Here is a 22,176-nt window from a genome sequence, read left to right as displayed (position 1 = left end):
AGCTCCTCACTATTTTGTAATTTTATTAGTAATCCAGTAGTAATCACTTGGGTACATGACAGCACCTTTCAAGTAAGAACCAGTAACAATGTTAGTTTTAGGATAACCTAAGAATAATGCAGCACCATCATTCATCAATAATTGTTGAATTTGGATTGCGTATTCACGACGTTTTGCAGGATCGAATTCTGTTTCAGCTGCATCTAACAATTGGTCAACTTGTGGATTGGAATAACCAGAACCGTTTTGAGGGTTGGAACCATTGTCATTTGTATGCCAGTAGTTAGCCAAGAACCAGATTGGATCGCCTGTATTAGCCGTTACGATGTTGGAAATAAGCATATCATAGTCGCCATCTTGACCCATTTTATCGATCAAGTTGTAGTCAACTGTTTTAATTTTCATATCGATACCAACTTTTTTGAGATCTGCTTGAACAGCTTCTGCGTAAAGTGGTAATTCTGCACGAGAGTTATATACTACGAAGTTGAATGTTAATGGTTTGCCATCTTTATCAAGGATCCCATCGCCATCAGTATCTTTCCAACCATCTTCAGCCAACAATTGTTTAGAACGTTCAGGATTATACGCATTAGGATCTTTCAAATCGTTGAAGCCATAGTCCATGGATGGTGGAATTGGAGCAGAACCAGGAATAAATGTACCTTTTAACAATACATCAGCATAGTTTTTACGGTCTGTTGCAGAGATAACTGCAGCACGAACTTTGTCATCCCCAAGAATACCTTTTTGATTAATACGGGCCAATACGACACGAAGAGATGCGATTTCATCTACTTTGAATTTATCATTGCCTTGGAATAAACCAATTTCACCAGGGCCGATGTTAACAGCCATATCTACGTCGCCAGATTGTAAGCTTATAGCGCGAGTATTAGGGTCATCGATGGAAGGAATTTCTACAGTTTTAAATGGTACTGTACCATCCCAGTAGTTTTCGTTCGCAGCCATTTCAGCACGTTCTTTAGTGAAGGATTTAACTACATATGGGCCTGTACCGATAGGGCCTTCCTTCGCAAAGTTACGGCCATCTTTTTCAGCTTGGACATCAACAATTAAGAATAATGGATCGGCCAAAAGACCAGGCATATTAGGATATTCTTTCGTCGTATGAATTACCAATTGTTGACCATTTGCTTCGATGGAATCATATTCAAAGAACGTTTTTGCACGATTGGATTTTTCAAAAGCACGTTCGATAGATGCTTTAACAGCTGCAGCATCAACCTTTTTACCGTTGGAGAATTTTACTTTGTCATTGATTGTGAAAGTCCACGTTTTATGGTCTGGGGATACTTCCCATTTAGATGCAATCCATGGTTGAGGTTTCATTTGTTCGTCAAACTTAGCCAATGTTTCACCTACACCATAGCGCATTACAACCCATGCGAAGAAGTTTTCTGTAGGTTCTAATGTGGATGCGAAGTTAGTAACGCCTACTTTTAATACATCTTTGTTAGCAGCACCATTATTATCAGATCCACAACCTGCTATGAAGGAACCCATCATTACAATACTAAGACCTGCTAATAGAGCCTTTTTCCAAGATTTTTTCATTTAAAATCTCCTTTTACAACTATATGTAAATCATAAAAACATTTAACATCATCACTATCTAAAATAGTTGTGATGGAAAAACCATAATTTCTTACCAGTCATAATGAAACTTTCACTAAATAAAGATTCAAATTTATGAAGGTAAAAACAATTTTATCCTTGATTTTTTGGATCCACTACATCTCGTAAGGAATCAGACCAAAGATTAAAAATAGATACCACGATTAAGATCGACATACCAGGGAATACCATAAGCCATGGACTTGTTTGCAAGTACTGGCGGCCTTCGTTAAGCATAAGGCCCCATTCAGGTGTTGGTGGCTGTGCACCAAAACCAAGGAAGGAAAGCCCTGCCACCTCAATCATGATGGCCCCAATATCAAGTGCACCTGTAGTAACAACAAGAGGCATAATATTAGGAATAATATGTCGTCTTAAGATAGTTGCCGTAGACGCCCCCATCATAACCGCAGCCGTTACATATTCTTCACCACGTACTTTTAACGTCATAGAACGTACTAAACGAGCATATTTTGCCCAACCTACTACAGATAAGGCCAAAATCGTATTCACAATGCTACCACCCAAAATACCAGCAATAGCGATGGCTAAAACAACACCTGGAAAGGATAACATAATATCAGCTAGGCGCATGAGAACCATTTCGACTTTGCCGCCGAAATAGCCTGCTATAGCACCGATGATAGTACCAATACTCACCATGATAACGACGATGGATACGCCCATGAACAAGGATAATTGAGTACCGTAAATGATACGAGATAATACATCACGTCCTAATTTATCTGTACCAAACCAATGTTGGCTGCTTGGTGCTTGCAATGCCTGACTTATATTTGAGGTGAAAGCATCGCCCGGTGCAAGCCAGGGTGCAAAGATAGCGATGAGAACAATGATAATCATCAACCCACTATAGAAAGAGAACAATTTATGTTTTTGAATAAATTCTGCCATTATGCTCTCTCCCTTTTCAATCTAGGGTCTAATAAGATATATGATGCATCAACCAATGCGTTAATACACATATATGCTAAAGCAACCCACAACACAAAACCTTCGATCAATGGATAATCGCGCATGGTAATAGCATAAATTGCCATATTCCCAAGTCCCGGCCAAGAGAATACCATTTCTACGACTGCCACACCACCTAGTAACCAACCGATAAGAACACCAAGAATAGTGATGAGTGGTAACACCGCATTAGGTAAAATATGACCGAATAAAATTTTTATCTCACTAACACCGCGAGCACGAGCGCCAATAACATAATCCTTTTGCATTTCCTCAAGGATAACGAGCCGCACTTGACGCATGTATTTAGACCCAACAACAACTGCCAAAGTAATAGCGGGCAAAATAACACCAGACGCAGTCACGCGAGAGGATGCAATCGGTACAAGGCCTAATTTAAGACCGAAGATGTAAATCAGTATAAGACCTAACCAAAACGTAGGCATAGATACGCCTACGAAAGATAGAAATCTCAACACATAATCAACCCATTTGTTACGATTTAAGGCGCTTATAATACCTGCAGGCAATGCATAGAGCAGCGTAAATACTAAAGCCGTACCCGCTAACATTAATGTACCTGGTAAAGCCTCCAACATACGATCTACTACTGGTTTTTTAGCAGAATAACTCATCCCCAAATCACCTTGTGCGACATTGACGACCCAGTTTGCATACTGTACTACAAATGGTTTATCTAACCCAAGCTGAGCTCGAGTTTCATCGATAAGCTCCTGAGATACGATAGTATCTGCCGTTTCAAGTAACATCGTTACTGGGTCACCTGGTGCTAAATAGGTGAGACAAAATGTCAAAAATGTGATGCCAAACAAGGTAACAATAAATTGCCCCAATTGTTTGACAAAGCGTTTGCCCATAGGCGCCTCCTAAACTCTCTAAACACTAACAACAATTCAAATGACAAACTAATGGTACTAGCTTTTTTATATAGCGTTGAAGCTTAAAGGCTAGGGAACGAAAAAAGGCTAGTCGCCCGACTAACCTAAATTAAGCACAGCATATGCATACCATGCCTTTAGAGCAGGCTTTCTGACTTTGATTCATCGCAACATTTCGGCCTTCCCAGTTTCCCAGTGACCCTATAATGAAACCTTGCTCCTCATTACAGCTATTTGCATAGTATGGGTTTTTCACCCATTTTCCTCTTTTACGCTCGGTAAATACCGACACTCACTAGTTCATTCATTTTTATCGATTATAAATATACTATATTAATACTCTATTTGCAATACATATACCCCTTATGGGTATATGTATTTCGCGTATTTTCAATATAGTTTTTATACTGATAAAAAATATTAATTAGTGATTAAATTCATAATCCTGCATAAAATTATATAAATTAACTTATATAAATAATTTTTTATTTATATTTACTGTATATGACGGTATATATATTAATTTTAATAATAATAAAACAATGTAAAACTTTATTATAAAATCTTTTTATACACAGCGAAAATTTGATTAATAATAATACTCTTTATGTTTTTTCATATCTGGCTCGCATTAATTATAAGTCTAATGCATGATTATGATAAAAAAAGAGGCTATTACCAAGTAATAGCCTCTAATAAGACGAGATATATTCAGTTAATCAATACTTTGTTGTAAGCGGTGTGCTCTGCGTGTATCCCACGCTTTACGCAAAACATAAATCACCAAACCTATGCTTACTGCCACCGCACTACCTACCATAGCATCAAAACCACATGCGTAGATTGCATATAGACAATAAAGAACGCCTATACCGAACAAGTAATTAGAGCGTTTAATACGACTTTCAGCTACGCCAGCCATACGCATCATTGTAGGTACTGCCAAAATGCACAATACATACGGTACTACGTTAGTTACAACCGCTAAGTTTACTAAGATTTCAAATTGCTCACGCAAGGATTCGCTTGCAGTGAACAAAGTAAGTAATGTTTCAACAGCGAGTAAAATCAATACGCCACGAACAGGAGCATCTTTGCTATTTACACGGGCAAATATTTTAGGGAAGTAACCATATTCTGCTGCGCTTTTGAATACACGGGACAATGTGAATTGCCAACAAAGTAAAGCACCAAAGCAAGAAATAACCATAGCAGCCATAACGATGTTCGCAATAGTATCATTGAACATGTATACGAATGTCAAGCCGAATGGTGCGTTAGAATTTAATAAGTCAACGTTCGGCACAATACCTGCCATAACGTTTGTGGACAAGATATAAACCACTGCCACTGCTAATGTACCTGCCACTGTAGCGATAGGTACATTTTTCTTTGGATTCTCAACAGCATCAGCATTAGCCGCTGCGGACTCAAACCCTAGGAAGCCCCATAAAGTTAGGGAAATAGATTGTTTTACCGCATCATAAAGCGGAAGATCATTTGGGTTCCATGCCGCCCAATAGATAGATGGATCGAACCAATGCCAGCCAATTGTACCGATTAATAAAACCGGAATAATAGAACCCCAAATAGTCATGTTGCTGAGTCGACCTGTAAAGCGATTACCTCTAAAGTTTAAAATCGCTGCAAACCACAAGAGCACAATTGTTACTTGACTTGTTTGTGTCGCATTGAGGTCAACACCAAAGAAAGCTGCGCCATAACCTACGGCAGATACCGCGATGGCGATATTAGCAATGATGAGAGATATGCTGTAAGCATAGCTCGCCATAAAATGTCCAGTTTTACCGAAGCGATGTTCTGCATAACCGCCCATGCCCCCTTGTTTTTGGGAGAACATACCCGCTTGAGCAAAAATATACGCTAGTAAAAGCGCACCCACAGCTGTCACGAGCCAAGATAAAACTGAAATAGTACCAACTTGAGCCAAATTAGTTGGTAACATAATGATCCCAGCTCCTAGCATATTGGCTGCTACCATTGTGGTTAGCTGGAATACAGACATTTTTTTAGCGGTGGTTTTCATGTATCAATCCCCTTTCACTAAGGTGAATTTTTTCTCGTCCATAATTCACTTAAAATATATATACCGCTAAGTAAATCCAGTTCGTGCTGTGATGGGCTTGAATGTGAATTTACCGTTTTTATTCTTATTACGAGTTAAATAATAACACCTATGAAACCAAAATAAAAGTACTTTATTGGCGGACAAGGCATATTACACGAATTGAATAAATTATAGGTAATTTATCAACTAAAACGAAGAGAATTCATTTTAATTGCGGCAAAGTATATTTTTACCCTATTTTATTCTGTGTATAGATGTAATTTTTCCTATCTATCACGGTTATAGTGTCCTAGTACAAGACTATTATTTCCTCACAGTCCACTATATGTGTACACGCAAATGCATCATTTTAATAGTTAATTATCAATTAGAATTATGGGATTTATAGGTATCGTCTAGCTTTTAAATAAAAAATCGATATACATATAAGTATAATAGGCAATATTAGCCCCTTAATGAAATCCTTATATGTATATCGATCTTATTTTTTCAGATTTTATTGATAACTATTCTTTATTTTTATCTACTGCTTATTCCGCACTAAGTTCTACTCTTGTACAGATTCAACGATTGCTTTCCATTCAGCAATTTGTTTTTCCTCAGCAGCGATAATAATTTTACCATTATTACGTTGTCGTTCCACACATTCTGGAGCCGTACCAGAATAGTTATTACGACCTGCAACACAAGCTTCGATGGAGATAGCGTCAAGAATATCAGCATCAAAACGGTTGGAAATAGCTTTGAAGTCCTCTACGGATAAATCAAGAAGTACGCAACCTTTTTCGATGCAATGATGCACCGCATTACCTACAATTTCATGGGCTTCACGGAATGGGACGCCTTTCTTCGCAAGATAATCTGCCATATCCGTAGCATTAGAGAAGTCGTCATCAAGGACTGCTTTCATATGAGACCCATTTACCTTCATACCGCGAATCATAGCCGCATTGATAGACAATGCAAAGTGAACTGTATCGATAGCATCAAAGATGCCCTCTTTATCTTCCTGCATATCCTTGTTGTAGGTAAGTGGTAATCCTTTCAAAGTTGTTAAAAGTCCTAACAAATGACCATAGGTACGGCCTGTTTTGCCACGAACCAGCTCGCAAACGTCAGGATTTTTCTTTTGCGGCATAATACTAGAGCCCGTGCAGTGAGCATCATCAAGTTCAATAAAATTGAACTCATTGGTAGACCACAAGATCAACTCTTCGCTAAGACGACTCAAGTGCATCATCACTAAAGATGCAAATGACAAGAATTCAACTACGTAATCGCGGTCAGATACGGCATCCATGCTATTTTCATAAATTCGAGAGAATCCCAATAGTTTTTGTGTGTACGTTTGATCAATGCCGTATGTAGAACCAGCTAATGCGCCCGCACCAAGAGGCATGATGTCAGCATGTTTAAATACCATCAACAAACGATCAAAATCGCGTTCCAACATAGAGAAATAGGCCATCATATGATGCCCAAACAATACAGGTTGAGCCCGTTGTAAGTGCGTATAGCCAGGCATGATAATATCACTATACTTTTCAGCTGTTTCGATAAGGGCCTTTTGCATATCTACGATGAGTTCACCCATTTCCACAACAGCTTTACGCACGTACATGTGCAAGTCTACTGCGCATTGGTCATTACGGCTACGACCTGTATGCAAGCGACCACCGGCTTCACCGATGTCATCAGTTAAACGCTTTTCAATATTCATATGAATATCTTCAAGAGCTACAGAAAATGGGAATTCCCCTTTATCGATTTGCCCTTTAATTTTTGTTAAACCTGCTATAATTGCATCTCGATCTGCGTCGGAGATAATATTTTGTTTTGCTAGCATAGTCGCATGCGCCTTGCTACCTGCAATATCTTCGGCGTACATCCGCGCATCAAAAGCGATAGAGGATGTAAAATCCTCTACCGCTTTATCAGTGCCTTTTGTGAAACGCCCGCCCCACAATTTAGCCATTATTTACCTGCTTTCTCTTTCATCAATGCGTTAATTTTGAGAGGTAAACCGAACAAGTTAATGAAGCCTTCTGCATCAGATTGATCGTATACATCATCTTCTTCAAATGTTACGAAATCTTCGCTATACAAGGAATAAGGGGAGGTGCTGCCCGCAGAAATGATATTTCCTTTGTACAATTTAAGTTTTACTTCACCGGTTACAGTTTTTTGAGTTTCATCAACAAACGCTTGTAATGCATTCATCAATGGTGCAAACCACATGCCATCATATACGAGTTCAGCGTATTTGTTAGCAATGAGTTCTTTGTAGTGGTATGTAGCTCTATCTAAGCAGAGATATTCAAGTTCTCTATGAGCATACATGATGATAGAGCCACCTGGGTTTTCATAAACGCCACGGGATTTCATACCTACCAATCTATTTTCAACGATATCTACAACGCCCACACCATAGTGTGCGCCGATTTCGTTGAGTTTTTCTAATAATTGTAATGGAGTGCCTTCTTGACCGTCTACGGCTACAGGTACACCTTCTTTAAAGGATACAGTTACATAACCAGCTTCATCTGGAGCTTGTTCAGGTGTATGTGTTACCAAGTACACATCATCTTTAGGAGCATTTGCTGGATTTTCAAGATCGCCGCCTTCATGGGATAAATGCCATACGTTTTGGTCCATGGAATACGGATGTTTTTTTGTAGCTACAACTGGAATATCATGTTTAGCGGCATATTCCATGCAGTCTGTACGGGATTTCAAATCCCACTCTCTCCAAGGAGCGATGATTTTCATGTTAGGAGCCAATGCTTTGATAGTCAACTCAAAACGAACTTGGTCATTACCTTTACCAGTCGCACCATGAGCGATTGCATCAGCGCCTTCTTTTTCGGCAATATCTACGAGGATTTTACCGATTAAAGGTCTCGCGAAGGATGTACCTAATAAATATTTACCTTCGTAGATTGCACCAGCTTTTACAGTAGGCCAAATATAATCTTTTACAAACTCTTCCTTTGCGTCAACAATATACGCTTTAGAAGCACCAGATTTTATCGCTTTTTTCTCAACTGCATCATAATCCTCAGGTTGGCCCAAGTCTACACACACAGCAATAACTTCAGCGCCATAGTTTTCTTTCAACCAAGGAATGATAACAGAAGTATCTAAACCACCAGAATATGCGAGTACTACTTTATTTGCTTTACCCATGATAACACCTCATAAACCACTATCTATTTAGACTCATATAATCAATACGATATCAGATAATTGTGAAAGCACCGTGGTATCTTCTATCACCGACAGGCATTTTCTCCTTCTGACAAAAATTAGTATACACCTGTATAATTATAAATGCAAGCATTATTTTTATTCATTTTAATAATATATTTTGTTTCCGAACTAACAGAATATAAAAAAGCTATATCTAGTAGTCTAACACTAGATATAGCCTATTAAATATATTAAGTTATTCTTCCACAAGCTCCAAATCCTGTTCATACGCATAGTCTGCCTCGGCTCGTGTAATCATGCCTTGGTCTACCATTTGTTCAAGCACCAGCTTTTGTCGAGCCTTAGCGCCTTCATAGTTCGTATAAGGATCTAAATAGGACGGTGCATTAGGTAATGCTGCGAGTAAAGCGCTTTGCCCCAATGTTAATCGACTTGGACTCGTACCGAAGTAGCCATAAGATGCTTCGTAGATACCGTAGTAATTATGTCCATAATATACGGTATTCAAATACATGGTGAGAATTTCTTCCTTAGAGTAGTAATGCTCCATTTCACTAGCGAGAATCGCCTCTTCTACCTTACGACTCATAATGCGCTTTGATGAAAGGAAAAGATTTTTTACGAGTTGTTGTGTAATAGTACTACCACCTTCCAGCGTTTCACCTGCTATGGTATTTGTGTACAAGGCGCGAATAATACCGAGTACATCAATAGCTCCATGTTTATAATACCGCTTATCCTCAATAGCGATTAATGCATTTTTTGTATACTCAGGAATAACATCCCCTTTCACCCAATGCTCTTTTGAAACACGTTGATTAAGAGCTATCTGTACTTTATCTCTAAATGTAAACAGGCGTATAATTCGATCTGTACGACTGAGCGTGTCTTCACTTTGTTCTATTTGTTTTTCAACAAGTGTATGAGCTTTACTCTCACGATTTGTCCCTTGAAAGCTATGGTATCCGTCATAGATAAACATAGCCAAAATCATGACCACCACGAATACAACTAGGTTTCGAAGGTAGCGAAATACTTTCATTTCTTTCACCTATTTCTTAAAGGTCTGTAATATAAACACATGTAAATATAGGTTTATAATCTAGCCATCTATACAATACCTTATATACATATACAGATATAAAGTATATTAAATGTATTGTATCACATCAATCAAGAAGAAGATATGTAAAACACTAGTTTCTGACGACCACTCATACTACAAATATATTTAATATATCTTATAACGGCACGATACTATATATCTATAAATACCGATTAATGCATATTAATTATACTTATTAAGTTGTATTAAAAACTTTAAATAGAGTATAATATATGAGATGATAAAAACATGCCTATGGAGGAGTAATATGAAACAGTGTATGGATTCAGAAAATCTGCATCGTCGATTGCGTAAAATCTTAGGTCAAGTGCAAGCTATTGATCGAATGATTGAAGAAGACATTCCCTGCGAAGATGTGTTGAGCCAAATTAATGCAGCTAAATCTGCACTACATAAAGTAGGACAAGTAATTCTTGAAGGACATATCAACCACTGCGTACGAGATGGTATCGAACATGGTGACGTAGAAAAAACCATTAGCGACTTTACAAAAGCTGTAGAGCGCTTTGCAAATATGGGTAAATAAAAAAGGACTCTACAAATGAATTGCACAAAAAAAATTAGACATAATTTCGGGAGGTGCAGTTCAAAATGTAGGGTCCTTTTTATTACCCCAATATTAATCGTGGTTAGTTGTTAAGAATTCACTCAATGCAGCGAGTGCATCATCTTCATCAGCACCGTCAGCAGTCAATGTAACGGATGTACCTTTTGTAGCACCCAAAGTTAGTACTGTTAAAATAGATTTTGCATCAGCTGTTTTGCCATTAGCCGCAATCGTTAATTTGGAAGCGTACTTAGCAGCCAATTGAGTGAAGGCTGTAGCAGGACGAGCATGTAAGCCAGATTCGTTAGTAATTTCTACTGTTAATTCTTTCATGATAACCTCTTTCTATCTCGATAGGCAGAACCTATCTCATACGTTCTAATAGGTATATTGTATCAATATCAAGCATTTCAATTCAAGTATATTACATCTTATTTGCTATGTACTGATCCAATTTAACGAAAATAGAATTATAATAAACCTTTTTCAGCTAATACAGATTTAGCGTATTCTGTAATCTCTTCTGCTGTGTCCATAGTAAGTACTTTATTTGCCACCTCTTCACATTCTGCTTTAGAAACAAAACGCAAGATATTTTTAATAAGAGGAATCGAAGAAGCAGTCATGGAGAATTCGTCGAGACCAAGACCTAATAGAATCATGGTCGCCACAGGATCGCTAGCAAGCTCACCACACATACCTGTAAATTTACCTTGCTCATGACTGGCATCAATAACATGTTTAATAAGACGTAACACGCCTGGATGCAATGGTTGATACAAGCTACCGATTGCTTCATTCATACGATCTACCGCCAAAGTATATTGACAAAGATCATTCGTACCGATACTAAAGAAGTCTACATATTTAGCAAGGATTGGAGATATAACAGCTGCCGCTGGTACTTCAATCATGATGCCAACCTTGATATCCTTGTTGAAATCCTTTCCTTCTGCTGTAAGCTCCGTCTTACATTCATCAAGCATTGCATTCGCTTGTTTCACTTCCTCAACGGAAGCAATCATAGGATACATAATGTGAATGTCACCAAACGCACTAGCTCGTAATAAGGCACGCAATTGTACCTTAAAGATATCTGGGCGATTTAAAGAAATACGAATGGCACGATAGCCGAGGAATGGATTCATTTCACTTGGCAAATCAAGGCATTTCAACTCCTTATCACCACCGATGTCCATGGTACGAATGATAACTGGTTGCCCCTTCATATCTTGGGCAACCTTTTTATATTCTTCAAATTGTACATCTTCTGTAGGCAATTCATCGTTTTCCATGTAAAGAAATTCTGTACGATACAAACCAATACCTTGCGCACCCATAGTGAGCGCATGTTTAGCATCCTTTGCCTTGCCGATGTTACCAAATAATTCTACATGGTGACCATCAGTAGTGGTAGCTTCAAGATTAGCAGATTCGCGCAACCGTTTTAATTCCTCTTGGAACGCCAACGCTTGATTTGTATACTCCGTCCAATCCGCATCAGATGGATTGATTTCTACGATACCATCAGTACCAAGAACGACTGCTTTGTCGTCATCAGCGAAACTTTCAATATCGCCGACTCCCATAACAGCGGGAATTTCGAGTGTACGAGCCATGATAGCCGCATGAGATGTAGGACCACCCGCCGCAGTGACAATGCCTTTTACTACATTTTTATCGAGAGAAGCCGTATCAGATGGTGCCAAATCATGAGCCACCAAGATAACTTCGCCAGAAATATGTGATAAACCGCGAGGATTCATACCTAATATATTCCGCATCAAACGATCGCCGATATCTTTAATATCTGCACCTCGTTCACGCATGTAGGCATCTTCCATACCGAGGAAGATATTGGCAAAGCTTTCAATTGTTTGAGACGTGGCCGCTACCACGTTCATATGGCTAGACTCAACAAGGGATTTAATTCCGTCAGACAAGGATGGGTCTTGAGCGATTTGCATGTGCGCTTCAAAAATAGCGGCCTCTTCTGGTCCCATTTCATCCAACGCTTTTTTACGAATAGTATCCAATTGTTTTAAGGTAGATGCCATAGCAGTTGCAAACTTGCTAATTTCTTCTTCTACCTTGTCTTCCGCTACAGTGTAATCAGGAATGACAATTTCCTCTTGAATATATCTATATACATTGCCTACTGCAACGCCACGAGATCCAGAAATCCCTTGAATTCGCATATGTGTTCCTCTTTCTATCACGATTAGCTACATTACTTTTTATTTTATCATTTCTCGGTTAAACAATAAAGTAATCCAAACACCTATATTCCCTTAAATAACCGTCCCACATGGGGCATTTTTTTATTTCATTATAACTCTTAATAAACGCTGTAAGCTTTCCTTATTTTCCCTTTATTTTGCTATAAATTTATACGATTCCATGCCATGCTTAAGGCCTATTTATGATATAATATTATAATATAGAATATATAATAATATATATGAGACTTTCACGGGCTTCATGGTGAAAGTCTTACTTATTGATAGGAGACTTTATGAAATTAACAAAAATGCATGGTCTCGGTAATGATTTCATCCTCTTTGCCGACCCAAAAGGGACTGAGAAAGATTACACAGACCTCGCCATTCGCCTTTGCGATCGTCGCACGGGTATTGGTGCTGATGGTCTTGCCATCCTAGTACCTTCCGAAACCTGTGATGTGCGCATGCGCATCATCAACTCCGATGGTAGTGAAGCAGAAATGTGCGGTAATGCGATTCGCTGCTTTGCAAAATACGCTTATGAACACGGTCAAACTACGAAGGAAACTTTCACCATCGAAACCTTAGCAGGCGTAATGAAGCCTACCTTGACTATCGAAAACGGAATAGTCACACAAGTTACTGTAGACATGGGCAGACCGTTCTTTAAGGCCCAAGACATTCCTATGAACGTAAACATGGATAAGGTTATCGACGTAGACCTCGATGTAAATGGTGAGACCGTAACGGTAAGCTCCGTATTGCTCGGTGTGCCTCATACGGAGGTATTCATTGACGACATTACAAAGGCCCCTGTTACGACACAAGGCCCAATCCTTGAAAAGAACGATGTCTTCCCTGCCAACACAAATGTAAACTACATTGAAGTAGTAAATGACAAACATATCAAGGTGCGCACTTGGGAGCGCGGCGCTGGTGCTACCTTAGCTTGTGGAACAGGCTCTTGTGCCTCTGCCGTTATGTCCTTTGAAAAGGGCTTAACAGGCCGTGAAGTCGATGTGGAACTCTATTTAGGTACATTGCATATTTCATACTTGGAGGATGGCACGGTGCTCATGACAGGCCCTGCTGAGGAAGTCTTCGAAACAGAACTTCCTATCGACTAAGATGAAATGGTTACAACTTATATTAAATGCGTTCCTAAGATACCAACAGGGTCGCACACTCATGCCACGGAATATAGAGCCTCTCTTAGGACTACTTACATCTATTCTCGTCATCCTCATTGCTGTAGCCAATAGCATCGCCATTGGTTACGCCTTGATTGTCGTATGGTGCATCATGGCCTTTGTATTTTATCGCAAAGGATATCAACCAAAGGAACTATTAAACCTATCGTGGACAGGTGCTAAAACGTCCATCGTGGTGATGCAAATCTTTCTTCTCATCGGCTGGCTCATCGCCATGTGGCAAGCAGCGGGTGTTATCCCTATGATCATCGCCACAGGCATCGACTTAATTAATCCGTCTATCTTTATCGTCTGTGCCTTTTTAATAACAGCTGCAGTGAGCATGCTGTTGGGTACCGCACTGGGAACTGTAGGCACGATAGGCATCGTACTCATCACGATGGCAAGAGCTGGGAGTATTCCAGAAAATATCGTGGCTGGTGCCATTATTGCAGGTGCTTACTTTGGTGATCGAAACGGGCCCCTATCCTCTAGTGCGTCTCTCGTAGCAGCCTTAACCCATACAAAGGTATCGACGAATATGTCCATCATGTTTAAAGATGGTATCCCAGCACTCATCATCTCTACAGTGCTGTATCTATTACTATCTCAGTGGTACCCACTCAATTACGAAAATAGTTTACTATCCGATACAATTCACTTTATTTTCAACATAGATTGGACATTATGGATTCCAGTCATCATCGTCATTAGTCTATTACCTTTGAAAGTATCCATCCGTTGGCCTATCGGACTCAGTGCATTAGCAGCGGCCATTCTAGCTTATACAAATCAAGGAACTACACTTTCTGAGTTGGGATGGTATACCTTAACGGGCTTTGAGCTACCGCACTACAATCCACTCGCTGATATCATTCATGGCGGCGGTCTACAAACGATGTTTATCCCTACCCTTTCGATTTTCATGGCGACTGCCATTTCAGGCATGCTTGAAGGGGTTGGCTTCTGGAACGACATACGACAACTGTTAGAACGAGCTAAAACACGGAGCGATATATTTGCCGCCAATGTAGGCCTTGCCTTTTTAACAGGTGCGGTTGGATGCAGCCAAGCTATTGCGGTAGTTATGACACACTCTATTATGCGTATTACCTACGCTCAACGGGGTATTCAAGATGAAGATGTGATGCTAGACTTTGAAAATGGCGGCATCCTCATCGCTCCATTGCAACCGTGGAATATCGCTGCCTACGTGCCCGTTGTCATGATGGGTACAAGTTCCGCAGGTTACGTACCATTTGCCTTCTTCCTATATCTAGTACCACTCATCTATTGGTTACGATTACGGAAGCAAGATCAACCGATCATACGCTAATTAGTATTATCTCAAAAGGGGAAATTGTATGATTTACACTATTACCTTTAACCCAGCTCTCGATTATATCGTGCGTCTTGATTACCTCAAGACGGGCACTATTAATCGTACCACCCAAGAATATGTTCTCGGTGGCGGCAAAGGTATCAACGTATCTATCGTGCTCAATAATCTTGGCATGGATACGACAGCACTCGGCTTCATCGCAGGGTTTACAGGCGAAGAAATCGTAACACAACTCAAGAAATTCGGCGTGAAAGAAGATTTCATCCGACTTCGCGAAGGATTAACCCGCATCAATGTTAAAGTAAAAGCATCTGATGAGGAAACAGAGATTAACGGCCGCGGTCCAATCATCGGTGCCGACGAATTAGAGGCTCTATACAAACAACTCGATGCGTTGACCGAAAAGGACACCCTAATCCTTGCTGGGAGCATTCCTTCTAGTCTACCAAGCGATATGTACGAACTCATTATGGAACGCTTACAACATAAAAACATCCGCATCGTAGTAGATGCTACAAAAGATCTACTCACAAAAGTCTTGCCTTATAAACCATTCTTAATTAAGCCAAATAATCACGAGCTTAGCGAAATCTTTGGTCGCACTCTCGCTACAAAGGATGACCTTGTAGAAGCTGCTAAAGCATTAAAAGAGAAAGGTGCACAACACGTGCTCATCTCCATGGCTGGTGATGGAGCTATCTTGGTCGCTGCTGACGGCACTGTATACACGAGTCCTGCCCCTAAAGGCATACTCGTAAATTCCGTAGGCGCTGGCGATTCCATGGTCGCTGGCTTTATTACGGGCTATGAAAAGACAGGTAACTTACAAGAGGCGCTCTACTGGGGCATCTCCAGTGGATCTGCCTCTGCCTACTCTGAAAATCTCGCAACCCTTGAAGAAGTAGAAGCACTACTTTCACAAGTACGAGTTAAATGATTTTATATTTTATTTGCATCAAGGAGTACACATATGCAAATCACTGATTTATTAAAACCTCAATCTATTTTGCTGAATGCAGATCCTGTCACAAAGGCTGACGCCATTTATACCTTAGGCGAATTGATGGAAAAAAGCGGCAACCTCATCGATAAAGGTGAGTACTTAACAGCTGTCTTTGCTCGTGAAGAATCAGGTTCTACTGGTCTCGGTGATGGTATCGCCACACCGCATGCTAAATCCGGAGGCGTAAAAGAAGCAGGCCTCGCTGCTATGGTCGTACCTAACGGTGTGGATTTCGAAGCACTTGATGGTCAACCATCTCGCCTATTCTTTATGATTGCTGCTCCAGAAGGCGCAGCTGACACTCATGTAGAGGTATTGAGTCAGTTAGCAACGATGGTGATCGACCCTGATTTCAAAGAAGCTCTTATCGCAGCTCCAACTGTAGAACGTTTCTTGGAACTCGTAACAGCTAAAGAGCAAGGCAACTTTGATCCATCTGTAGAAGGGTTTATCAAAACAGCAGAGGATCAAAAAGTAACCGGTATTACTGGTGCTATCGAAGCGAAGGCTACAGAAGCAATTGAAAAGGTTGCACCTAAGATTTCTGTAGATAACCCGCATTATGATGTACTAGCTGTTACAGGCTGTCCTACTGGCATCGCACATACCTACATGGCTGCAGAATCTTTAGAGCGCAAAGCTAAAGAAATGGGCATCTCCTTAAAAGTAGAAAAGAACGGTGCTTCTGGCGTTAAAGATGCTCTTACAGCAGAAGAAATTGCACATGCTAAATGCATTATCGTAGCTTCCGATCGCCAAGTAGAAATGGCACGCTTTGACGGTAAACCTATGATTCAAACTAAGGTAGCGAATGGCATTAATAAAGCTGAAGAATTATTGCGTGAAGCTATGGCGGGTACAGCACCTGTATATCACGCTTCCCAATCCGACAAAAATGGCGCAGTAGCTGCATTCGATGCGGCAGATAACTTTGGTCGCCAAATCTACAAACATTTGATGAACGGCGTTTCTCACATGTTGCCGTTTGTTATCGGTGGCGGTATTTTGATTGCCCTCGCCTTCTTATTCGACGTATTCGATCCTGCGAATCCTAAAAACTTTGGTTCCGGCACACCTCTTGCGGCTTTCTTAATGCAAATCGGTGGCGCTTCCTTTGGCTTCATGTTACCAGTATTAGCGGGTTACATCGCTATGAGTATTGCGGACCGTCCAGGTCTTGTAGCTGGTTTCGTTGGTGGCTTATTAGCTAACCAAGGTGGCTCTGGTTTCCTAGGCGCATTGATTGCCGGTTTCGCAGCAGGTTATTTGGTATTATTAGTTAAGAAATTAGTATCTGGTTTACCTCAAGCATTAGAAGGTACAAAACCGGTTCTCTTCTACCCTGTACTTGGCGTATTGTTCATCGGTATCGCTATTACCTTTATCATCAATCCTCCTGTATCCGCACTTAATCACTGGTTAATGGACTCCTTGCAATCCATGGGCACAACTAGCCGCGTATTGTTAGGTCTTATTTTTGGTGCTATGATGTCCGTTGATATGGGTGGCCCTGTAAACAAAGCGGCTTATGTTATCGGCACAGGTGCACTTGTAACTGGTGAATACGGTATCATGGCTGCTGTAATGGCAGGTGGTATGGTTCCTCCATTGGCAATCGCTCTTTGTACTACATTCTTCCCTAGCCGTTTCACAGAAGCAGAACGTAAATCTGGTATCACAAACTACATTATGGGCCTTTCTTTCATCACCGAAGGGGCTATCCCATTTGCAGCTGCTGATCCAGTTCGCGTATTGCCAGCTTGCATTATCGGTGCTGGTACAGCTGGTGCATTATCCATGTTCTTCGAATGCACACTACGCGCTCCACATGGTGGTATCTTTGTAGTACCAACAATTGGTAACCCACTTCTTTACCTTGCATCCATCGCAATTGGTTCCATTGTGGCTTGCTTCATCTTAGCACTTGTAAAGCCAAGTTTAAAAAATAGTATCGCTAAATAGATCATAAAATTAACCAGCCATTATAGCTTATATATGATTGATGGCTGATCATTGATTATTGATGATTGAGGATTCATAGATTATTATTCGTTGATTGTTTATGGCGAGTTTCGACGATTAGCGGATAGTAACTAATAGTTAACATTTAGCGACTAATTGATTAATGACTCTTATCGATGGTAAAAGCAAGTGTCACACCAGTAGATATAGTAAAAGGACTAGAATATACGTGTTCTGAACTGACCTAAAATTGGACATAATTTAGGAGGTATAGTTCAGAAATATACGTGCTCTAGTCCTTTTCTAATATTCAAAAATAATTAATATTATTTTATAATTCATTATCAAAACTACTTTTAAAAGTAGAAGCAAATCCTCAAAATTGTACAATTACATCGATTTATGTTAAACTATATAAATATTAATTAACTTTAAAATTATAAATTATTATTAGAAATCTAGTTCGGAGAGCTAATTCATGAAGTCATCCAAAAATTGTAAGGTTACTGCTGCATTTCTTGCCGCAGCTGCGTTGGGTGGTGTTGCCCATGCAGAGCCTACACTTAACATGAATGATTTAGTAGGTACGAGTACCAGTGCTGAATCAACGACACAGAGTACTACAAGTGTAGCAACTCCAGTCGTGAAACCAATGGCAACTCAGCCAGTCTTACCAACTACACCACAACCGTCCACCGTTGTACAACAACAAACACCACCGATGGCACAACCTCAACCATCCTACGTGATGCAACCAGCAACGGTTAGCCCTGTACAAACTCAACAAGTTACACCATTGCAAGCAGTACCACAACAAGTAGTACCAATGCAATCTCAACAACAGGTTCAACCTCAACCTCAGTATGTTGTCAATAAAGATACAAAGGCTGTCATGGAACCTACATTAGCAATGCACAGCTTGATAAATGTACAGCGAAAAACTGAACCTGTTACTGTAGAGAAACCAGTAGATGGTAAGCAACAAGTACAAACTACACAAGTGCAGCGTACGCCTGTTGTGATTCAACAAGAATCCATAGCGCCATTAACTGTATCTAATACTACAGTAACAAAAGCCGTGGTAGCCAAACAAAGACTTACAATTCGCGATATTCAACGTGCTGAGCGTGAGCGTTTAGCTCAACTAGCCACGGAAGAAGCAGCTCAACAAGAAAATATATCACAAGTTGATCAACAACAACTCGCTCAAAAACAAGTTGAAGCTCAACGTCAAGCAGCACTACAAGCCCAACAACAAGCAGAAGCCCAACGGCAAGCAGCTTTGCGGGCAGAACAAGAACGTGTGGTAGCTCAGCAAGCCGAGGCACAACGACAAGCGGCTTTACGTGCTGAACAGGAACGTATTGCGGCTCAACAAGCTGAGCAAGCTCGTATCGCAGAAGAACGCCGTCAAGCGGCAGAGCTGGAACGCATCCGTATCCAAGAGGAACAACGCCGTATTGCTGAGCAACAAGCAAATCAAGAGCATTTAGCTGCTCAACAAGCCGAGGCACAACGCCAAGCAGCTCTAAAAGCAGAACAAGAACGTATTGCAGCTCAACAAGCTGAACAACAACGTATCGCAGCCGAGCAAGCTGAGGCGCAACGCCAAGCAGCTCTAAAAGCGGAGCAAGAGCGTATCGCTGCTCAACAAGCTGAAGCACAACGTCAAGCTGCTTTAAAAGCGGAACGTGAACGCATCCTCGCTCAACAAGCCGAAGAAGAACGCTTAGCCGCTGAAGAAGCAGCTCGCCAACGTGCCGAAGCTGCCGCTAAAGCCGAAGCCGAACGACAAGCGGCTTTAAAAGCTGAACAAGAACGTATCGCTGCTGAAAAAGCTAGAGCTGAACGCGAAGCAGCCATTAAGACTGAACAAGAACGTATTGCGACTATACAAGCCGAAGCGCAACGCCAAGCAGCGTTAAAAGCTGAACAAGAACGTATCGCTGCTGAAAAAGCTAGAGCTGAACGCGAAGCAGCCATTAAGACTGAACAAGAACGTATTGCGACTATACAAGCCGAAGCGCAACGCCAAGCAGCGTTAAAAGCTGAACAAGAACGTATCGCTGCTGAAAAAGCTAGAACTGAACGCGAAGCAGCCATTAAAGCTGAACAAGAACGTATTGCTGCTAAACAAGCAGAACTCGCAAGACAAGCTGCAATCCAAGAAGAGCAAGAACGTTTAGCAGCTGAACAACTAGCAAAAGAAGAAGCTGAGGCTGCAGCCAAAGCACAAGCTGAAGCTGAAGCCAAAGCTAAGGCTAAAGCAGATGCAGACGCTGCTGCTAAAGCTCAAGCTGAGGCCGAAGCAAAAGCTAAAGCCGAAGCAGACGCTGCTGCTAAGGCTCAAGCTGAGGCAAAAGCTAAATCTGAAGCTGAGACTAGACAAGTTCAAGAGAGCAAATTACCGCAATCTTATGTAGATGCTCGTAATACAGCCTCTACAAAAGGCTCTCCTGTAACAGAAGAGAAAAATATTCTTTCCCAACCAATGGATCCACCATTGCAAGCCAATGCATCTGCAAAAATTAGCCTTGCCTTTGACGCGAAAAATTACGAATCTATGTCTACGACAGTAGATAATAAGGAAATCAAATATCGCGCCTTCGAGTATATCCCTTACGTGGCTAATCCAATCGACATAGATCAGCAATACATGAACATTTATGTACCAGAGGAATATTTCAACAACGGCACTATCAACGGTTACAACACCCAAACAGCCCCTATCTTCATGCCAAATGCGGTAGGCGGTTATATGCCAAGTCAAGCTATGACTCCAAAAATGGAAAATGGTAAACCTAACAGTGTTCTTTACGCATTATCCCGTGGTTATGTAGTAGCTTCCCCTGCTACACGTGGTCGTACCAATAAAGCTTCCGATGGCAACTTCATCGGTAAGGCTCCTGCAGTAATCGTTGACTTACAAGCGGCTACAGCCTACTTACACGCCAACGATTCCGCTATGCCAGGTAATGCAAACCGCATTATCACAAATGGTACAAGCGCTGGCGGTGCGGTATCCTTGTTACAAGGCGCTGCGGGTAACAGTTCCGACTTCCAACCGTATTTACAAGCATTAGGCGCGGCTACAGCGGCAACGAATATATACGCAGTTTCTGCGTACTGCCCTATCACTAACCTTGATGCGGCAGATATGGCTTATGAATGGAGCTATAAAGGTATTACCTCCTTCAACAAAGTAACGATGGGTCAAGGCGAATTGCCTCAAGCTAATGTAGGTGGTAACGCTGCTCCACCTCAACGCACAATACAACGTGTAAACTTGAATGCTGATGATGTAGCATACTCCAACTTACTAAGTGAACACTTCCCTGAATACGTAAATAATTTACAATTACATGACTCCATGGGGCGTGTCTTAAAATTAGATAAGAATGGTAATGGTACTTTCAAAAATTATGTGAAAGCGTTTATTATTGATGCAGCTAATAAAGCACAAGCTAAAGGTACTGATTTATCTAAACATACATACCTTGTAAGAGATAATAAAACCGGAGCTATTAAAGATATTAACTGGGAAGCTTACAATCAATTTGTAAGCCGTTCTAAAGCACCAGGTGCATTCGACTCCCGTTCTAATGACTCTGGCGAGAACAACTTATTTGGTACAAGTACAACAGATAACAATCACTTTACAATTACTGCAGCTTTACACGATACAACATCTAACCAAAATGTATACGTAGAAAATGCTAAAATTGTTACTATGATGAACCCAATGAACTATCTAGGTTCCCCAGCAGCGACAAATGCGCAGTTCTATCGTATCCGCTATGGCACAGCTGATAGCAATACATCCATAGCTATTCCATTAATTGTAGGGACACGTGCTCAGAACCTTGGATACCAAGTGGATATGGCAACACCATTTGATGTAGACCACTCTGGTGACTATGATCTAGATGAATTATTCAACTGGATGGACAATATCGTTAAAAACGGTAGATAA

General features: G+C 40.7%; 15 protein-coding genes and 1 riboswitch. Of the genes, 6 read left to right on the top strand and 9 right to left on the bottom strand.

The genetic code is table 11. The annotated features are described in order from the left end of the window. Window positions 1–9 precede the first annotated feature (9 nt). From RYO55_RS04145 to RYO55_RS04115, 7 genes are all read right to left on the bottom strand, one after another. Window positions 10–1,578: an ABC transporter substrate-binding protein gene (locus tag RYO55_RS04145; protein ID WP_314984264.1), complete on the bottom strand. Its 1,569-nt coding sequence runs from the start codon at window positions 1,576–1,578 to the stop codon at window positions 10–12. A 153-nt stretch (window positions 1,579–1,731) separates the two neighbouring features. Next, window positions 1,732–2,553 carry a nickel transporter permease gene (gene nikC / locus RYO55_RS04140; protein WP_123138098.1) on the bottom strand — a complete coding sequence of 274 codons (822 nt, stop codon included), beginning with the start codon at window positions 2,551–2,553 and terminating at the stop codon, window positions 1,732–1,734. Beyond that, window positions 2,553–3,491 (bottom strand): nickel ABC transporter permease, encoded by a 939-nt coding sequence (gene nikB / locus RYO55_RS04135; protein WP_314984261.1) that lies wholly within the window; start codon window positions 3,489–3,491, stop codon window positions 2,553–2,555. Before nikB ends, nikC begins: the two co-directional genes overlap by 1 nt. A gap of 144 nt (window positions 3,492–3,635) precedes the next feature. Continuing rightward, window positions 3,636–3,823, bottom strand: a riboswitch (cobalamin riboswitch). 404 nt (window positions 3,824–4,227) lie between these two features. Then, window positions 4,228–5,559 carry a putrescine-ornithine antiporter gene (gene potE, locus RYO55_RS04130; protein WP_308521699.1) on the bottom strand — a complete coding sequence of 444 codons (1,332 nt, stop codon included), beginning with the start codon at window positions 5,557–5,559 and terminating at the stop codon, window positions 4,228–4,230. A 589-nt stretch (window positions 5,560–6,148) separates the two neighbouring features. Beyond that, window positions 6,149–7,576 (bottom strand): argininosuccinate lyase, encoded by a 1,428-nt coding sequence (argH, locus tag RYO55_RS04125; RefSeq protein WP_314984258.1) that lies wholly within the window; start codon window positions 7,574–7,576, stop codon window positions 6,149–6,151. After that, window positions 7,576–8,787, bottom strand: a complete 1,212-nt coding sequence (locus RYO55_RS04120) for an argininosuccinate synthase (protein WP_287529190.1) — start codon at window positions 8,785–8,787, stop codon at window positions 7,576–7,578. Before RYO55_RS04120 ends, argH begins: the two co-directional genes overlap by 1 nt. 259 nt (window positions 8,788–9,046) lie before the next feature. Further along, window positions 9,047–9,853 carry a biosynthetic peptidoglycan transglycosylase gene (locus tag RYO55_RS04115; protein WP_287529195.1) on the bottom strand — a complete coding sequence of 269 codons (807 nt, stop codon included), beginning with the start codon at window positions 9,851–9,853 and terminating at the stop codon, window positions 9,047–9,049. Window positions 9,854–10,184: 331 nt separating this feature from the next. Here RYO55_RS04115 and RYO55_RS04110 point away from each other — a divergent pair, with 331 nt between their 5' ends. After that, complete coding sequence (locus tag RYO55_RS04110) at window positions 10,185–10,463, top strand: metal-sensing transcriptional repressor (RefSeq protein WP_004697521.1); 279 nt, start codon at window positions 10,185–10,187, stop codon at window positions 10,461–10,463. A 93-nt stretch (window positions 10,464–10,556) separates the two neighbouring features. Here RYO55_RS04110 and RYO55_RS04105 read toward each other — a convergent pair whose 3' ends face one another. Together RYO55_RS04105 and ptsP are read right to left on the bottom strand one after the other, a co-directional pair. Further along, window positions 10,557–10,817, bottom strand: coding sequence for an HPr family phosphocarrier protein (locus RYO55_RS04105; RefSeq protein WP_005385362.1), 261 nt, complete (start codon window positions 10,815–10,817; stop codon window positions 10,557–10,559). 137 nt (window positions 10,818–10,954) lie between these two features. After that, entirely contained in the window at window positions 10,955–12,682 is a 1,728-nt protein-coding gene (gene ptsP / locus RYO55_RS04100) for a phosphoenolpyruvate--protein phosphotransferase (RefSeq protein WP_314984255.1), read from the bottom strand. A gap of 317 nt (window positions 12,683–12,999) precedes the next feature. On the opposite strand from ptsP, the gene dapF reads away from it, so the two are divergent. From dapF to RYO55_RS04075, 5 genes are all read left to right on the top strand, one after another. Further along, a complete protein-coding gene (gene dapF, locus RYO55_RS04095) occupies window positions 13,000–13,833 on the top strand; it encodes a diaminopimelate epimerase (RefSeq protein ID WP_308521694.1) in 834 nt (277 codons plus the stop codon). Between the two features lie 61 nt (window positions 13,834–13,894). After that, window positions 13,895–15,232, top strand: a complete 1,338-nt coding sequence (locus tag RYO55_RS04090; protein ID WP_314984253.1) for a Na+/H+ antiporter NhaC family protein — start codon at window positions 13,895–13,897, stop codon at window positions 15,230–15,232. Window positions 15,233–15,260: 28 nt separating this feature from the next. Next, complete coding sequence (pfkB, locus tag RYO55_RS04085) at window positions 15,261–16,175, top strand: 1-phosphofructokinase (protein ID WP_314984252.1); 915 nt, start codon at window positions 15,261–15,263, stop codon at window positions 16,173–16,175. Between the two features lie 33 nt (window positions 16,176–16,208). Next, on the top strand, window positions 16,209–18,203 hold the full coding sequence (locus tag RYO55_RS04080; RefSeq protein WP_314984251.1) for a fructose-specific PTS transporter subunit EIIC: 1,995 nt from the start codon (window positions 16,209–16,211) through the stop codon (window positions 18,201–18,203). A gap of 478 nt (window positions 18,204–18,681) precedes the next feature. Then, window positions 18,682–22,176 carry a subtype B tannase gene (locus RYO55_RS04075; RefSeq protein ID WP_314984250.1) on the top strand — a complete coding sequence of 1,165 codons (3,495 nt, stop codon included), beginning with the start codon at window positions 18,682–18,684 and terminating at the stop codon, window positions 22,174–22,176.

It is taken from the genome of uncultured Veillonella sp. (assembly GCF_963551295.1).
In the GTDB taxonomy this organism is placed as follows: domain Bacteria; phylum Bacillota; class Negativicutes; order Veillonellales; family Veillonellaceae; genus Veillonella.
Note: the sequence above shows the minus strand (reverse complement) of the source record. Positions and strands in the feature narration are given on the sequence as shown.